Source organism: Acinetobacter sp. H1(2024) (genome assembly GCF_046557555.1).
GTDB lineage: Bacteria > Pseudomonadota > Gammaproteobacteria > Pseudomonadales > Moraxellaceae > Acinetobacter > Acinetobacter seifertii.
The window spans coordinates 292,025-307,383 of record NZ_JBKGFO010000001.1 but is presented as its reverse complement, the minus strand read 5'-3'; the positions used below and the strand labels follow the sequence as shown (position 1 = coordinate 307,383).

Below are 15,359 nucleotides of genomic sequence, written 5' to 3'. Positions count from 1 at the left end.
CCAAGCTGGGATTGTTCAAGCGGTAAGTGAGCAACTACAGATTCCAGCTTCGGACATTCAGTTAAATGATGATCTACTCATGCTTGGGCTTGATTCGGTACGACTCATGACTTTAGTGGGTAAATGGCAGACTTATGGTGCTCAAGTGAGCTTTGAAGATTTAGCAGAACAACCAACTTTAGAAGTATGGATTGAGAAACTAGTCGCTTAAATTTAAACAATAAAAAAAAGCAGATCATTGATCTGCTTTTTTTTGTTTTATAAAGAGGAATGATCTTTTCTATATTTAGATACACGTCTAAACCAAACCCGTCCAAGCGACCATTGCAAAGCCGGTAAACTATGTACCAAAACAAAGAAAAACACCGTAAATACAGGGACTAGTAAGGTTCCAATAATCACACTGCCAAATATACTCATACCAATTTCATGGCGACTCACTGCACCAGCACCTGTAGCAACGACAAGGGGAATAACACCAGCTCCAAAAGCTAAAGACGTCATTAAAATTGGACGTAAGCGTAAAGCTAAAGCCTCACATGCAGCAGTAACATAGCCTTTACCTTGTTTTATGGCTTTAGTTGCGAACTCCACAATTAAAATCGCGTTTTTACAAGACAAACCAATACCCGTTAGTAACGCGATTTGGAAATACACATCGTTTGGTAAGTTAAAGATTTGAGCAAATATAATAGTTCCAGTAATTCCTAGCGGAAGCCCAAGCAAAATAATAAGAGGCACTTTCCAGCTTTCATATAAAGCAGCTAAACATAAGAAAATAAATAAAATAGAGATAATATATAAAAACAAGGCTTGCTGGCTCGATTGCTGCTCTTGTAAAGAGAGGCCACTCCATGCGACATCTACACCAGACTGTTTACTCACCATATCACTTAACTGTTGCATTGCCTGACCTGAGCTAAAGCCAGAACTAACATTTGCTTCAAGTTGTATTGCAGCAAGTCCCATAAATCTTGTTAGTGTTTCTGGACCACCAATCCATTCGCTTCGACCAAAATGTGCAAGAGAAAGCATTCCACCTGTATTATTACGGACATGCCAATACGCTAAATCTTCAGGTTTAGAGCGAAATTCAGCATCACCTTGCATAATGATTCGTTTAATTTTGCCTCTTTCAACAAAATCACCCACATAGTTTCCACCCCAAGCAGTCGATAAAGTTGAACGAATCGCTTGTTGATCAATCCCTAATATCTTGGCTTTATTCTGATCGAGTTGAATAAAAACTTCAGCCTTATTTTCACTTACAAGCGGGCTTAAATTTTCAAACGCAGGATAATTATGAGATTCTTTTTCTAAAGCTTTATATTGTTTAATGAGTTCATTGCGTCCTTGACCATTCACATCTCTGAGCCAAAGTTCTAAGGCATCAGATTGGCCCAAACCAGAAACACTTGCCGGCATACCCACCATAACTTTGGCTGGTAAGTTTTTTTGCAAGTAATCTTGCGCACGTTCGCGAATAGCACTTGCAGTATTGGCTTCTCCTTTACGCTCATTCCAATGTTTAAGCGAAACAAAGGCCATACCTAAATTTGGACCGCTTCCCGAAAAATTTTGTCCATTAACTACTAAGACGGTATTGATATTTTTGGCTTCATGTTCAAAGAAATAGTTATTGACCAGTTTACCTACTTCTTGTGTTTGGCTCATAGAAGCACTGTTATGCAAACTATAAGGCACAGCCAACAAACCTTGATCTTCATTTGGAATAAAGCTCGTCGGCAAACTACGATAAATCACAATTAAAACAGCAGCTAAAGCTAACACTACAAGACATGAAAGTGCTTTAAATTTGATTAAACTTTTTGCTAAAAAACTAAAACCAACTTTAACTTTTTCAAGCAAAGTCTCAAGTTTTTGTCCCCATTTAGGTTGTTGAGTTTGTTTTTTTAGTAAGACAGCACACAAAGCTGGCGTAATAAACATGGCTACCAATAAAGATAACAACATCGCAGCCGCTAAGGTGATTGAAAACTGGCGGTAAATCATGCCCGTTGAACCACTAAAAAAAGCCATCGGGATAAATACGGCGGTTAGTACCAAGGTAATACCAATTAATGCACCAGTAATTTCCTGCATCGATGCTAAACATGCATCCCGAACACTTAATTGTTGCTCATGCATAAGCCGTTCAACATTTTCAACCACGACAATCGTGTCATCGACCAATAATCCGATTGCTAGAACTAGTGCAAACAGGGTAAGTGTATTAATACTCATTCCAGATAAATACAACACAACAAAGGTACCGCAAATCACAATAGGTACAGTAATGGTTGGAATAAGTGTAGTGCGCCAATTTTGTAAAAAGAGATACATCACAATGACGACTAAAACTACTGCTTCAAGCAGAGTAATGATGACTTGTTTAATCGACTCTTCAATAAACGGCGTATTGTCCCGCGGATAAACCACTTTATATCCAGCGGGTAGGTGCTGCTTGAGCTGTTCAATTTTTGCTTTAATTAGACCAGAGGTTTCAATTGCGTTCGCATCGGGACTGAGTGAAATGCCTAAACCAGCAGAAGGGTAGCCATTTAGTGTATTAATACTTTCATAGTTTTCGGCACCTAACTCGACTCTCGCTACATCTTTTAAATAAACCAGACTCCCATCTACATTGGCTTTAACCACAACCGATTTAAAATCATCGACTGTTTTTAGCCGAGAACCTGCAGTAACTTTGGCATAAATATTCTGGTCAGAAGCCGAAGGCATGGCACCAATTGAGCCAGCAGCAATTTGAGTATTGTAATCTTCAAGTGCCTGTTCAATATCACTCGGCATAAGTTGATAATTTCTAAGCTGATTTGGATTTAACCAAATACGCATGGCATAACTTGAACCAAACACATTCACCTCACCAATTCCTTGCAATTGTGAGAGTGGTTGTTCAAAGTGATTGACCATATAGTCCGATAATTCGATATTGCTGGCTTTACCAGTCTCATCGTATAGACCCACAATTAACAGCATATCACCTGTGGTTTTCCAAATATTTACCCCTTGCCGTTGTACTTGCTCGGGGAGACGGTTTAATGCACTGTTAATGCGGTTTTGTACTTGTAGTTGTGCCTTATCAATATCTGTACCAATTTTAAAATGAATATCAATACTGGCCGTTCCTGAAGATTCACTATTTGATGTGAAATAGAGTAAGTTATCCAGTCCTTTGATTTGTTGTTCTAAAATCTGAGTTACGCTTTCTTCAACAGTTTCAGCAGACGCACCTCGGTAATTAGCAACTACTCTAACGCTTGGAGGAGCAAGGTTTGGATAGCGCTCAACCGGCATTGCACGAATAGAAAAAAAACCAAAAATAAGAATAGTGATGGCAATGACAGATACAAAAATGGGGTGATAAATAAAAAATCGAGAGAGCATTGTTATGTCTACTTTAAGCTTGTTTTCAATAGGTTTTTAGGCACACCAAATTGCAATGTTAACTTTTTTAAACAAAACAAACAATAATGATTATCATTATATAAATAATAATTACTTTTATCTTGAACAATAAAAGTCATGAGGCTATCATGCTCGGCACATCATAAATGATAACAATTATCATATGGTAATCGTTATAAAATATAAGGACCGAGAAATGACATTAACGAAAAAGGCGCTGGTGGTCGCTCTCTCAACACTGCTTCCATTCGCAGTCCAAGCAAATACAGATATTGAGCAACAGGGTACAAATGAACCTGTTCAAAAACTTAAAACTATTGTGGTTTCTGCTGCTTTAAAAGAACAAGATGTAGATAAAGCACCCGCATCCATTAGTGTCATCACAAGTGAAGATATTGAACGTAGTGCGGCACTCAGCCTTGCCGATGTTTTACAAAAACAAGCTGGGGTTTATAACTATAACAGTGGCCAAGATAAAATCGTTATACGGGGAATGCTGAATACCTCGGGGAACTACACCTTAATTCTTTTAAACGGTAAACGCATGTCATCTAATGGCGCCATGTGGCGAGGTAATGACTTTGACTGGAGCGCAATTCCTTTAAATAGCATTGAGCGTGTTGAAGTGATTCGTGGGCCTATGTCATCACTCTATGGAGCAGATGCGATGGGCGGCGTCATTAACATCATTACTAAAAAAGCAGAAGATGGACAATTACACGGTTCTATTTTTGGTCAATATAACCGGGCTGACCGAGGCGATGGTAAAAACCAGTACCGGTATGGATTTAACCTATATGGTGGTTTAACCGATAATTTAAGTTTTACTCTGGCAGGTGACGCCTATAACCGCGATGCGTGGTATAGAAAAGGCCAGCCAGATCCAGATGGTGCATATTTTGTAGAAAAAGACACCAAAAACGTAAATGGTACTTTAAGCTGGAATATTAATGATCAGCAAACTCTAGATTTAGATTTGGGTTATAACAACGATAAACGCCCGCTGACGCAAGATGCAGCTACATCTATTCAAGAATCTGAAATGAAGCGAACCAATGTAGGCATTGCTCACCGTGGTAAATGGGCTTGGGGAAAAACAGAAGCTTATATTGGTAAAGAAACAGCTAAAATCTATGACTATGACAGTGAGTACGATGCGCCGCAAAGCCGTCACTATAAACAAGAAAATTTAATTGGTCGTGCTTTTGCCAACTTTGACTGGCTCATGAATAACACGACTGCTGGTTTCGATTATAAAGACCAGAAAATTACAGATGTTGTAAGTTATATCGGCACTGGAAAAAATCAGCAAAAAAGCTACGGTATTTTTGTGCAAAACGATACCCATATTAATGATGCACTTACCTTAACATTAGGTGGTCGTTACGACGACTTTGATGACTTTGATGGTAAAACGACTGGTAAAGCCTATTTAGCATATCAACTCGCTGAAGGAGTCATACTTAAAGGTGGCGTGGGACAAGCTTATAAAGTTCCGGCTCCCGCTCAGTTAGACATTAACTACTCGATGATTTCATGTGGAGGTAGCTGTCATATTCGGGGTAATCCAAATTTAGCACCCGAAGAAAGTACAAACTATGAAGCATCCTTAATTGTGACGCGTCCAAACTGGAATGCTGGCGTTACAGTTTTCCAAAACGATGTGAAGAACTTGATTGAAGCAATTACCTTGAGTGATGGTGACCCGCGTTTAGTAGGTGATTTTAGAAAAATCTGGACCAATGTGAGCCGCGCAGAACTCAAAGGTGTTGAGCTTACAGGTGGATATGATTTCACTGACAATTTAGGCGTTAAGGCAAACGCAACTTATCTGGATGCGAAAAACAAAACTACAGGTAAAGACTTAACCGAACGACCAGAATGGCTTACCAATGGCTCTATTTCTTGGGCACCAGTTCAAGATTTCCGTGTAAATGCAGGCGTGAGTTATGTAGGCAAACAAATGTACTCTGCAACTAAGGAGTTACCAGCTTATACGACCTATGACCTTACGTTTACCTCGCCAATTTCGCCACGTTTAACACTCGACTACGGTGTGAAAAACCTGACCGATGTTGACTTGGAAGATAAAAACAAAACTTTTAATACCAAACTTTATGGCCGCAATTACTTTGTGAAAGCGACTTATAGTTTCTAAGTTAAATCTAGACTCAAAGCTTATTCATAGGGGAATAGGCTTTGAGCTTTTCAGTTAGAAAACATCCATAATTTTCAAGTAAATATAGACAAAATAATTTTTAAAAATTTCTATATTTCTAAACTTTAAGGTTAATTAACATGACGACAATATCAAAATCATTATTAAATGGATTACCTATAAAAAAATCGAGAATACAGGTTTTTGAAATTTTAAATCAGAACCCACATGGCTTAAGTGCGGATAGCATTTATGCACAAATTAAAAATGAATATAAAATTACACTAGGCACCATTTACCGAATTTTATCTGAGTTTGAAAATCGCAAACTCGTCAAAAGAGTGTTTTTGGGAAAAAGTAAAAGTATTTATAAGCTCAGAAAAGACAAAATGAGTTGTAATCTGATTTGCTTAAAAACAGCAGAAACTTCAAGCTTTGAACATGAAAAAGTGAAGGAACTATTGCACGAAGTTATGGATATTATTTTTGCAAATACTGGAGCAGACATCAGCAGTGTAGAGCTTAATCTCTATACTGAATAAAAGCTCGTTTAGCTTTTCATATAAAAATAAAGGACAGCTTCGTACTGTCCTTTATTCGTCATTAAATGAAATTATTTGATGACTTTAATTCGAGTTGTAGCCGGAATAATGAGTGGTGAATTTTTAGCAACATAGCTTTCAAAGGCATCAATATCTTGACCACCACCAACACGGTTCTGACCATCTTTTAACACAGTAAAGTTGTCACCACCATCTGCCAAGAAGCTATTGACTGTTACACGGTATACCTTGGTGTCAACTAATGGAGAGCCTGCCACCATAATATTGCTTGCTCTCGGTGAAATAGTTGTATTTGCCGAATATTGATAACTTAGCTCTTTAGAAGGCTGTAAAATTTTAGGAGAGTTTGCATTCCCACCAGACCATTGCTGCTCAAGCACATCACGAATTTGTTTACCGGTTAAGCTCAGCGTCACAATCGAATTACCAAAAGGTTGAACCGCAAAAATATCACCAAAGGTAATTTGGTTACTGCTGTTAATCAGTAGGTCGGCACGTACACCACCTGGGTTCATGAGTGTAAAGTCTGAACCTTGGTCGCTTGCTTTAAGAGCAGAGGCTTGTTGTGCATCAGCAATCATATCGCCTAGCGGACTTTCACCACTTTCAGCCTGAGTACGGCTCACAACGGCAGTAGACGTTCCAACCACACGCCCAGAAATGGTCGTTACTGCTTGACGGTATTTATCTAAAATTGCTTCGATACTTGGTGTCTTACTAAATTTTTGATAAAGATCTGTAAGGCTTACAGTGGTTGTACCTGAAGTATAGGCCTCACTTTGAACCGGAACTTGTTTAGCATCTTTTTTAATAATGTCACCAGTTTTACCATCTAGCTCAATCTTAATATCGGTAATAAGCGTGCCATATTGGCCAGCGGAAGTAAGTAAGAATGGTTTAGCTGGATTTTTAGTTGCATAGTCACAAATATAAGATTGATGCGTGTGACCTGAAACAACAATATCCACTGCCGGATTTAAGCGATCTAAAATACCTAAAATCGGCCCACTTAAACCATCACATGTTTTTTGATTAAGTTTAGTACTTGGTGCTGCACCTTCATGGACTACCACTACAAAAGCTTGAATTCCTTGTTTTTGTAGTTCAGGAATTAGGGCATTTACCGTATCGGCTTCATCACGAAACTCAACGTCTTTAATACCAGCAGCTGAAACAATACTTGGAGTTGCTTTAAGCGTTAAACCAATAAATGCAACCGGAATTCCGCCATAAGTTTTGACTTTATAAGCTGGAAAAATCGTTTTGCTTGAATCGTTTTTCATTGCGACGTTGGCGGCAAGGAAATTAAATTTTGCACCACTAAAGTTTTTATTAATTTGGCAGGGTGCTGTACTTGTATATTGTTGACAGCCACCATTTTGCAAGCGACGTAACTCATCTGTACCACGGTCAAACTCATGGTTACCGACTGCATTAAAGTCAATTTGAATATCATTCATGACATCAATGGTAGGTTCATCTAAAAATAGTGAAGAAGTGAGTGGGGAAGCGCTAATTAAGTCACCCGCTGAAACAACAGCATTATTAGGGTTTTGAGCTCTAAGTTTCTTAATTGCGTCTGCAAAGTAACTCACACCCCCAACTGGAATACGTACTGTCTGAGATGCATCATTTGGGTTAGTTGCATCAACGTAGCGTTTAGGCGGTTCTAAATTTCCATGAAAGTCATTAAAAGCTAAAATATCGACCGTCTGGTTACTTCGGGGTGCAGATGTATTTGAATCACTGTCATTGTTATCATTACAACCAGCTAATAAAGCCATTGCCAGACATAAAGATGTTGTCTTAAATAATATATTTAAAGTCGTCATTTTTTATCAATTGGTGAATTAAGATGCATAAAAAATACGCATACTATATGAATATTTAATGAAAACTAAATCTTTATCAAAATCAGATGATCTTTAAAAAATTAATGCTAAGATGATAATAGATACCCATAAACGTAAGGAAATAAGCAAAAGGTTAAAATAGATCGTAATTTTTAAGGTTTTCATAAAAAATTCATGAATTTGCAATAAAATAGTTACAAAATGTCCGGTGAATAAAATCGGTTATACATTATTAAATTAATCTTTTTTATTCATGTACAATTTTTATCAATTATAAGAGTCAAGAATGACATCATTACCTACATTATCTAGCCCAAACCAGCATAATTTAGAAACGTATATTAATAGAGAACTCTCTTTATTAGAGTTTCATAAGCGAGTGCTTGCTCAGGCCAAAGATATTGAACACCCATTACTTGAACGTTTAAATTTTTTAATTATTTTTTCACGTAATCTGGATGAATTTTTTGAAATCCGTGTTGCAAGTTTAATCCAGAAAATTAGCTTAATGAGTCAAGCAACTGGGCCAGAAGGCTTGCCATTAGCAGAAGTATTAAAACAAATTTCGAAAAATGCACATGAAGCCGTTGAAGAACAATATAACATTTTAAATTATACCTTGTTGCCACAGCTACAAGGCTATGGCGTTCATTTTATTCAGCACGGCGATATATTAGAGAAACATAAAAACTGGATTAAAGAATACTTTTTTAAAGAAGTACAACCTGTCGTTACTCCAATTAGTCTAGATCCGGCGCATCCATTTCCACGGTTAGTTAATAAAAGTCTTAACTTCATTGTGACTTTGGAAGGTAAAGACGCTTTCGGACGCCAAATTGATTTAGCGATTGTCCCAGCACCACGCTCTTTACCAAGACTGGTTAAAATTCCAGAGCATATTTCTGGTGGTGCAGAACATTACATTTTGCTCTCGGCTATTATTCATCAGCACATTTCAGATTTATTTCCGGGCATGAAAGCCACAGGTTGTCATCAATTTCGCGTTACTCGAAATGCTGATTTAACCGTCTCAGAAGATGTAGAAGACTTGGCCGTGGCTTTAAAAGGTGAGTTATCTTCACGCCGTTTTGGTCAAGCGGTTCGTTTGGAAGTTGCAAAAAAATGTCCTGAAGAAATTGCAAACTATTTATTAGAGCAATTTGATTTAGATGCTGAACATCTTTATTACGTCGATGGTCCCGTCAACCTAGCCCGTTTTATTTCAAACTTTGATTTGCCAGATTTACGCTATAAACCATATCAACAAGTTTTACCAAAACTCCTCTATAGCAAAAAGCCAATTTTTGATGTGTTAAAAGCAGGTGATGTTTTACTTCATCATCCGTTTGACTCATTTGCACCAGTCATCAAGTTTCTTCGGGAAGCTGCCCAAGATCCGAATGTCTTGGCAATAAAACAAACCTTATACCGTAGTGGAGCGAACTCGGAAATCGTTCAACTTCTTGCAGAAGCTGCACGTAATGGAAAAGAAGTTACTGCGGTCATTGAGTTACGGGCACGTTTTGACGAAGAGTCCAATATTGAAGTAGCTAACGTATTGCAAGAAGCGGGCGCAGTTGTGGTTTACGGCATTGTTGGTTATAAAACTCACGCTAAAATGATTTTAGTTGTTCGCCGTGAACAAGACAAAATGAAAAGATATGTCCACTTAGGTACAGGTAACTATCATGCAGTGAATGCCAAAATTTATACCGATTTTGGCCTGCTTACGAGTGATGCTGAAATTTGTGAAGACGTGCATAAGATTTTCCAAGAACTTACTGGTATGGGCAAAATGGCAAAGCTTAAAAAACTTTTTCATGCACCATTTACCTTGCACTCTCAATTGCTAGAGCTTATTGAGCAGGAAATTAAAAATAGTCTTGCTGGCAAGAAGGCACATATCATCATTAAAGTGAATGCGCTTACTGAACCACAGCTCATCAGCGCGCTTTATAAAGCCTCTCAAGCAGGTGTACAAATTGATTTAATTATTCGTTCCATTTGCTGTTTAAGACCACAAGTTACAGGACTGTCAGATAATATTCGAGTACGTTCAATTGTTGGCCGTTATTTAGAACATACTCGGGTTTACTATTTTTATAATGATGGCGATACCAAAGTGTTTTGCGCTAGTGCAGACTGGATGGAACGTAATTTGTTCTCTCGTATCGAAACTTGTTTCCCAATCGAAAGTAAAAAATTAAAGAAACAAGTGATTGAAGATGGGCTAAACAATTATCTAAAAGATAATCGTCAAGCGTGGGAGCTACAAGCCGATGGAACTTGGGTGCAATGTCAGCCTAAAGAGGGGCAAGAGCTTTATATTGCGCAGCAACACTTAATGAACTCAGCCGTGTAAAACATCCGTCATAGAAGAATATACATCTGCTATGGCCTTTTAATCACCTTTAATTGATAAGGAGTTATTAAAATTTGGACAAAAAACACAATTATCGAACAATATCTTGTACCAAGCTTATCTACAAACGTGACATTTTTAATTAGAATAAATTTTTAATTGCTTTATAAGATTTGATCAAGTGATTCATTTCACAAGATTAATCCTGACTGGAGAAAAATTTATGCAATGGACAAAACCAGCTTTCACTGATTTACGTATTGGTTTCGAAGTAACAATGTACTTTGAAGCACGTTAATTATTTCTATTCAAATCTGTCATAAGCCCTAGTTTTATTCTAGGGCTTATGTCTTTCTAATAAGATATTAATTTTATGTATATTTATATTTTAGGTTCAGCAGCTGGAGGCGGCTTCCCTCAGTGGAACTGTAATTGTCCTAATTGTCATGGTGTTCGTACAGGTACGATGAATGCCAAAGTACGTACTCAATCTTCAATTGCGGTTTCAGAAAACGGCGTAGACTGGATTTTATTAAACGCATCACCAGATATCCGTCAGCAATTATTTGACTTTAAAGCAGCTCAACCTGCGCGTAAATTACGTGACACGGGCATTACCAACGTTATTTTAATGGATAGCCAGCTTGACCATACCACTGGACTTTTAACTCTACGTGAAGGCTGCCCAATGAATGTGTGGTGTACAGAAATGGTCTATCAAGACCTGACCACAGGTTTTCCAGTCTTTAATATGTTGAAGCACTGGAATGGAGGTCTTCAATACAATGAAATTAATCCTAAACAAGCTTTTAGAATTGATGGTTTCGAAAATCTAGAATTTTTACCTTTAATTATTCAAAGCGCTGCACCACCATATTCACCACATCGCCATGACCCGCATGAAGGCGACAATATTGCTTTAATCATCAAAGATCATAAAACACAAAAACAGTTGTTTTATGCGCCAGGGCTCGGAAAGATTGACGATCAAATCATGCAGATTATGCAAAATTCAGATTGTGTCATGATTGACGGTACACTCTGGACCGATGATGAAATGCAGCAAACGGGTGTAGGTAAAAAAACTGGCCGTGAAATGGGTCATTTATACATTAGTGGTGAAGGTGGTTCGTTGTCTTATTTGAACCAACTCAATACACCGAAAAAAGTACTAATTCATATTAACAATACCAATCCGATTTTAAATGAAGACTCTGCTCAATTTGCCGAACTAAAGGCAAATGGTGTAGAAGTTGCCTATGACGGCATGCAAATCGAACTCTAAGGTGAATCATGACTCAAACACCTGAAGCTTTAACAACAGAACAATTTAAACAGGCCATTATTGATAAAGGTCAGTATTATCATATCTATCATCCATTTCATGTCATGATGTATGAAGGTAAAGCGACCCAACAACAAATTCAGGCTTGGGTTGCAAACCGCTATTATTATCAGATCAATATTCCGCTAAAAGATGCCGCGATTATGGCAAATTGCCCAGATCAGCGGGTTCGTCAAGAATGGATTCAACGCATGATTGATCAGGATGGCGAATATCCTGATGGTGGTGGCCGAGGGGCATGGCTACGTTTAGCTGAAGCTGTAGGTTTAAGCCGTGAACAAGTTATTTCCGAAGAATTGGTTTTGCCAGGTGTTCGCTTTGCTGTAGATGCCTATGTAAATTTTGCACGCCGTGCATCATGGCGCGAGGCAGCAAGCAGCTCTTTAACTGAACTTTTTGCCCCACAGATTCATCAGTCTCGCCTTGAATCATGGCCACAGCATTATCCTTGGATTGATGATAAGGGCTATGAATATTTCCGCTCTCGTTTAAGTCAAGCACGCCGTGATGTTGAGCATGGTTTAACAATCACGCTTGATTCATTTACTACCCATGAGCAACAACAAAGAATGCTAGAAATATTACAGTTTAAACTGGATATTTTATGGAGCATTTTAGATGCCTTAACACTGGCATACGTACACAATGAAGCACCGTATCACAGTGTGACTCAAGAACGTGTATGGCACAAAGGACTATTTAAATGAATAAAGAACAATTTGATGTAAATCTTGTGCCAACATGGCGACAAGGTTATCGTTTCCAATTTGAACCCGCTCAAAATGGCTTTGTGATTTTATATCCTGAAGGCATGATCAAGTTAAATGAAAGTGCAGGGGCCATTGGACAATATATTGATGGGAAAAATAACGTTTCTGCCATTATTGCCCAGCTCAAACAACAATTTGGCGATATAGCTGAAATTGACAACGATGTTATTGATTACATGTTAGTTGCCCAGCAACAGCACTGGATTGATTTTATATGACCAATGGTGTTGGTTTACCATTATGGCTACTAGCGGAGCTAACGTATCGTTGTCCGCTACAATGTCCATATTGTTCAAACCCTTTAGACTATGCACAGCACAAAAATGAATTGACCACACAAGAGTGGTTTGACGTTTTCGATCAAGCGCGTCAAATGGGTGCTGTGCAACTCGGGTTTTCAGGTGGTGAGCCTTTAGTGCGTCAAGATCTGGAACAGCTTGTGGTGCACGCACACCAACTTGGGTTTTATACCAACCTGATTACCTCTGGTATGGGCCTTACCGAACAGCGTATTTCCCATTTAAAGCAAGCTGGCCTAGACCATATTCAAATTAGCTTTCAAGCAAGTGACCCAGTTGTTAATGACGCTTTGGCAGGTTCGAAACATGCTTTTGAACAAAAGTATGAAATGTGCCGACTTGTTAAGAAATATGATTATCCGATGGTTCTTAATTTTGTGATTCATCGACATAACATTGACCAAATTGATAAAATTATCGAACTTTGCCTTGAACTTAATGCAGATACAGTCGAGTTAGCAATTTGTCAGTTTTATGGTTGGGCATTTTTAAACCGTCAAGGTTTATTACCAACACAAGAACAACTCATACGTGCAGAGCGTATTACCAATGAATATCGCGACAAGTTAAAAGCACAAAATCATCCTTGCAAACTTATTTTTGTGGTGCCTGACTATTACGAAGAAAGACCAAAAGCCTGTATGAATGGCTGGGGTAAAATTTTCTTTACCGTTGCACCAGATGGTATGGCTTTGCCTTGTCACGCCGCTAGACAGTTACCTATTTCTTTCCCAAATGTTCGTGAACAAAGCCTTTCCGATATTTGGTATAAATCTAAAGGTTTTAACCACTTCCGTGGCGATGCATGGATGCCAGAAGGTTGCCGTAGTTGCCCAGATAAAGATCGTGACTTTGGCGGGTGTCGTTGCCAAGCCTATATGTTAACAGGCGATGCAAGCAATGCAGACCCTGTCTGTGGTAAATCGCCATATCATCAGCTTATTGAACAAGCACGTGCCGAGAGTGAGCTCGATTCCTGTCTAGAAAAACTGGTGTTTCGTAATACTAAAAATTCAAAGCAATTTACGGGTCAGCAAAACATTCCTGTTCAAAATATTGCAGATGAAGAGCGGTGAGAACGTAAATATGAATCATAGCTCAGTTCCTGTTTTTGATGGTCATAACGATTTACTAACGCGCCTTTGGTTAAGCGATCATCGCAATCCTGCTCAAGCATTTATTCAGGAACGTTTAGCAGGGCATCTCGATTTAAAACGCTGTCAAGAAGCGGGTTTTATTGGCGGCATGTTTGCTATTTTCTTGCCGCCTTTTGCCTATGTTCAGCAGCATCACCCTTATAAGCTTTTTGACCAAAATTCATGTGACTTCACACAACAGCAAATTGAACAAATTTGTCTGGAACAACTCGATTTAGCAAAACAACTGGCCGAATATTCTAACGATATTCAAATTTGCACAACTGTTCAGGATATTCAGCACTGCTTAGCAAAACAAAAGTTAGCGATTGTATTGCATATGGAAGGCGCCGAAGCACTACAACTTAATCCAGATTTACTCGATGTATTTTATGATGCAGGGCTTCGTAGCATCGGGCCGCTTTGGAATAGACCCAGTCGTTTTGGACATGGTTTAAACGCTAAGTTTCCCCATTCTCCTGATACAGGGATAGGTCTTACACACGAGGGCAAAGCATTTATAAAGCGCTGTGCTGATAAAAAAATGGTGGTTGATGTATCCCATATGAACGAAAAAGCTTTTTGGGATACCGCTAACATTCTTCAACAGCCCATTGTCGCGACTCATTCGAATGTCCATGCCTTATGTCCACAGGCCAGAAATCTAACAGATGAGCAACTCAAAGCGATCAGAGACTCTAAAGGGATAGTTGGATTAAATTTTGATGTGGCTTTTTTACGTAAAGATGGACAGCGTGATGCAAACACATCTATTGATGTCATTTTAGAACATCTAGACTATTTAATAGACGAAATAGGGATAGATCATGTTGGTTTTGGTTCCGACTTTGATGGAGCACTCATTAGCCATGAAATTGAAGATGTGAGGGGGCTACACCTACTCATTGAAGCAATGCAAAAAAGGCATTATTCAAATGAGACTATAGAAAAAATTTGTTTTTCTAACTGGTTAACCGTACTAAATCGCATTCTAAGTAAATAATTTATTGCTAAACATATTGAAAATAGCGAATTATTTTGCATTTTTTATTGGCCGAAATGACTAAAAAAAGTACAAATGGTTTAATTGTCAACCATTCGGTAAATTAATTAGAATCGATATTACTAAATGTAAGAACATTTGGTATTTCAGGTCTTTAGTGGTTTTCACGTGCGCCCATTTCTTTATGAGAAGTAGAAATGGGCGTTTTTTATTGCTCAATTATAAAATGTGAATCTCATCACAAGAATGACCAATTAATTACAAATGATCCCTTTCCCATCTTGACTAAAAGTTCAGCATTAAATACATTGGAATTGTATTTAAAGATAAATAAGATTGCATAAAACAATTAATAATACTGCTTAATCCTGAAATACGGTAGAAAGCCTATTCTATTTTTAGAATAGGCTTTTTGCTTTGTATCAAAATTTATTTTTGAAA

At 38.2% G+C, this 15,359-nt stretch carries 12 protein-coding genes; 10 read left to right on the top strand and 2 right to left on the bottom strand.

Annotation, left to right across the window (positions count from 1 at the left end; translation table 11 throughout):
• Nucleotides 1-10: 10 nt before the first annotated feature.
• Nucleotides 11-211, top strand: a complete 201-nt coding sequence (locus ACLCEG_RS01445) for a phosphopantetheine-binding protein (RefSeq protein WP_410566526.1) — start codon at nt 11-13, stop codon at nt 209-211.
• 47 nt (nt 212-258) lie between these two features.
• On the opposite strand, the gene ACLCEG_RS01440 is transcribed toward ACLCEG_RS01445, so the two are convergent.
• Complete coding sequence (locus tag ACLCEG_RS01440; protein WP_410565233.1) at nt 259-3,408, bottom strand: multidrug efflux RND transporter permease subunit; 3,150 nt, start codon at nt 3,406-3,408, stop codon at nt 259-261.
• Between the two features lie 217 nt (nt 3,409-3,625).
• Between ACLCEG_RS01440 and ACLCEG_RS01435 the strand changes: the two genes are divergently transcribed.
• The gene (locus ACLCEG_RS01435) at nt 3,626-5,587 is read left to right on the top strand and encodes a TonB-dependent receptor plug domain-containing protein (protein WP_410565231.1); all 1,962 of its coding nucleotides are present in this window, start codon (nt 3,626-3,628) and stop codon (nt 5,585-5,587) included.
• Nucleotides 5,588-5,727: 140 nt separating this feature from the next.
• On the top strand, nt 5,728-6,129 hold the full coding sequence (locus ACLCEG_RS01430; RefSeq protein ID WP_004701669.1) for a transcriptional repressor: 402 nt from the start codon (nt 5,728-5,730) through the stop codon (nt 6,127-6,129).
• Between the two features lie 71 nt (nt 6,130-6,200).
• On the opposite strand, the gene ACLCEG_RS01425 is transcribed toward ACLCEG_RS01430, so the two are convergent.
• Nucleotides 6,201-7,982 (bottom strand): bifunctional metallophosphatase/5'-nucleotidase, encoded by a 1,782-nt coding sequence (locus ACLCEG_RS01425; RefSeq protein ID WP_410565228.1) that lies wholly within the window; start codon nt 7,980-7,982, stop codon nt 6,201-6,203.
• A 307-nt stretch (nt 7,983-8,289) separates the two neighbouring features.
• Here ACLCEG_RS01425 and ppk1 point away from each other — a divergent pair, with 307 nt between their 5' ends.
• From ppk1 to ACLCEG_RS01390, 7 genes are all read left to right on the top strand, one after another.
• On the top strand, nt 8,290-10,365 hold the full coding sequence (gene ppk1, locus ACLCEG_RS01420; protein ID WP_410565225.1) for a polyphosphate kinase 1: 2,076 nt from the start codon (nt 8,290-8,292) through the stop codon (nt 10,363-10,365).
• Nucleotides 10,366-10,588: 223 nt separating this feature from the next.
• Nucleotides 10,589-10,663: a pyrroloquinoline quinone precursor peptide PqqA gene (gene pqqA / locus ACLCEG_RS01415; protein ID WP_001982218.1), complete on the top strand. Its 75-nt coding sequence runs from the start codon at nt 10,589-10,591 to the stop codon at nt 10,661-10,663.
• Nucleotides 10,664-10,738: 75 nt separating this feature from the next.
• Nucleotides 10,739-11,650 (top strand): pyrroloquinoline quinone biosynthesis protein PqqB, encoded by a 912-nt coding sequence (pqqB, locus tag ACLCEG_RS01410; protein ID WP_086496777.1) that lies wholly within the window; start codon nt 10,739-10,741, stop codon nt 11,648-11,650.
• 8 nt (nt 11,651-11,658) lie between these two features.
• Nucleotides 11,659-12,417, top strand: coding sequence for a pyrroloquinoline-quinone synthase PqqC (gene pqqC / locus ACLCEG_RS01405; protein ID WP_410565222.1), 759 nt, complete (start codon nt 11,659-11,661; stop codon nt 12,415-12,417).
• Nucleotides 12,414-12,698 carry a pyrroloquinoline quinone biosynthesis peptide chaperone PqqD gene (pqqD, locus tag ACLCEG_RS01400; protein WP_039253697.1) on the top strand — a complete coding sequence of 95 codons (285 nt, stop codon included), beginning with the start codon at nt 12,414-12,416 and terminating at the stop codon, nt 12,696-12,698. The genes pqqC and pqqD overlap by 4 nt, the downstream gene beginning before the upstream one ends.
• Nucleotides 12,695-13,855: a pyrroloquinoline quinone biosynthesis protein PqqE gene (gene pqqE / locus ACLCEG_RS01395; RefSeq protein ID WP_410565219.1), complete on the top strand. Its 1,161-nt coding sequence runs from the start codon at nt 12,695-12,697 to the stop codon at nt 13,853-13,855. The genes pqqD and pqqE overlap by 4 nt, the downstream gene beginning before the upstream one ends.
• Nucleotides 13,856-13,865: 10 nt before the next feature.
• Nucleotides 13,866-14,918: a dipeptidase gene (locus ACLCEG_RS01390; protein WP_410565217.1), complete on the top strand. Its 1,053-nt coding sequence runs from the start codon at nt 13,866-13,868 to the stop codon at nt 14,916-14,918.
• Nucleotides 14,919-15,359: the final 441 nt, after the last annotated feature.

Bases quoted from the DNA above. Each gene is read 5' to 3' on its own strand.
- pqqC (WP_410565222.1), top strand. From the start codon at position 11,659: ATGACTCAAACACCTGAAGCTTTAACAACAGAACAATTTAAACAGGCC.
- ACLCEG_RS01425 (WP_410565228.1), bottom strand. From the start codon at position 7,982: ATGACGACTTTAAATATATTATTTAAGACAACATCTTTATGTCTGGCA.
- pqqB (WP_086496777.1), top strand. From the start codon at position 10,739: ATGTATATTTATATTTTAGGTTCAGCAGCTGGAGGCGGCTTCCCTCAG.
- ACLCEG_RS01430 (WP_004701669.1), top strand. From the start codon at position 5,728: ATGACGACAATATCAAAATCATTATTAAATGGATTACCTATAAAAAAA.
- ACLCEG_RS01440 (WP_410565233.1), bottom strand. From the start codon at position 3,408: ATGCTCTCTCGATTTTTTATTTATCACCCCATTTTTGTATCTGTCATT.
- pqqE (WP_410565219.1), top strand. From the start codon at position 12,695: ATGACCAATGGTGTTGGTTTACCATTATGGCTACTAGCGGAGCTAACG.
- ACLCEG_RS01435 (WP_410565231.1), top strand. From the start codon at position 3,626: ATGACATTAACGAAAAAGGCGCTGGTGGTCGCTCTCTCAACACTGCTT.
- ACLCEG_RS01390 (WP_410565217.1), top strand. From the start codon at position 13,866: ATGAATCATAGCTCAGTTCCTGTTTTTGATGGTCATAACGATTTACTA.
- ppk1 (WP_410565225.1), top strand. From the start codon at position 8,290: ATGACATCATTACCTACATTATCTAGCCCAAACCAGCATAATTTAGAA.
- pqqD (WP_039253697.1), top strand. From the start codon at position 12,414: ATGAATAAAGAACAATTTGATGTAAATCTTGTGCCAACATGGCGACAA.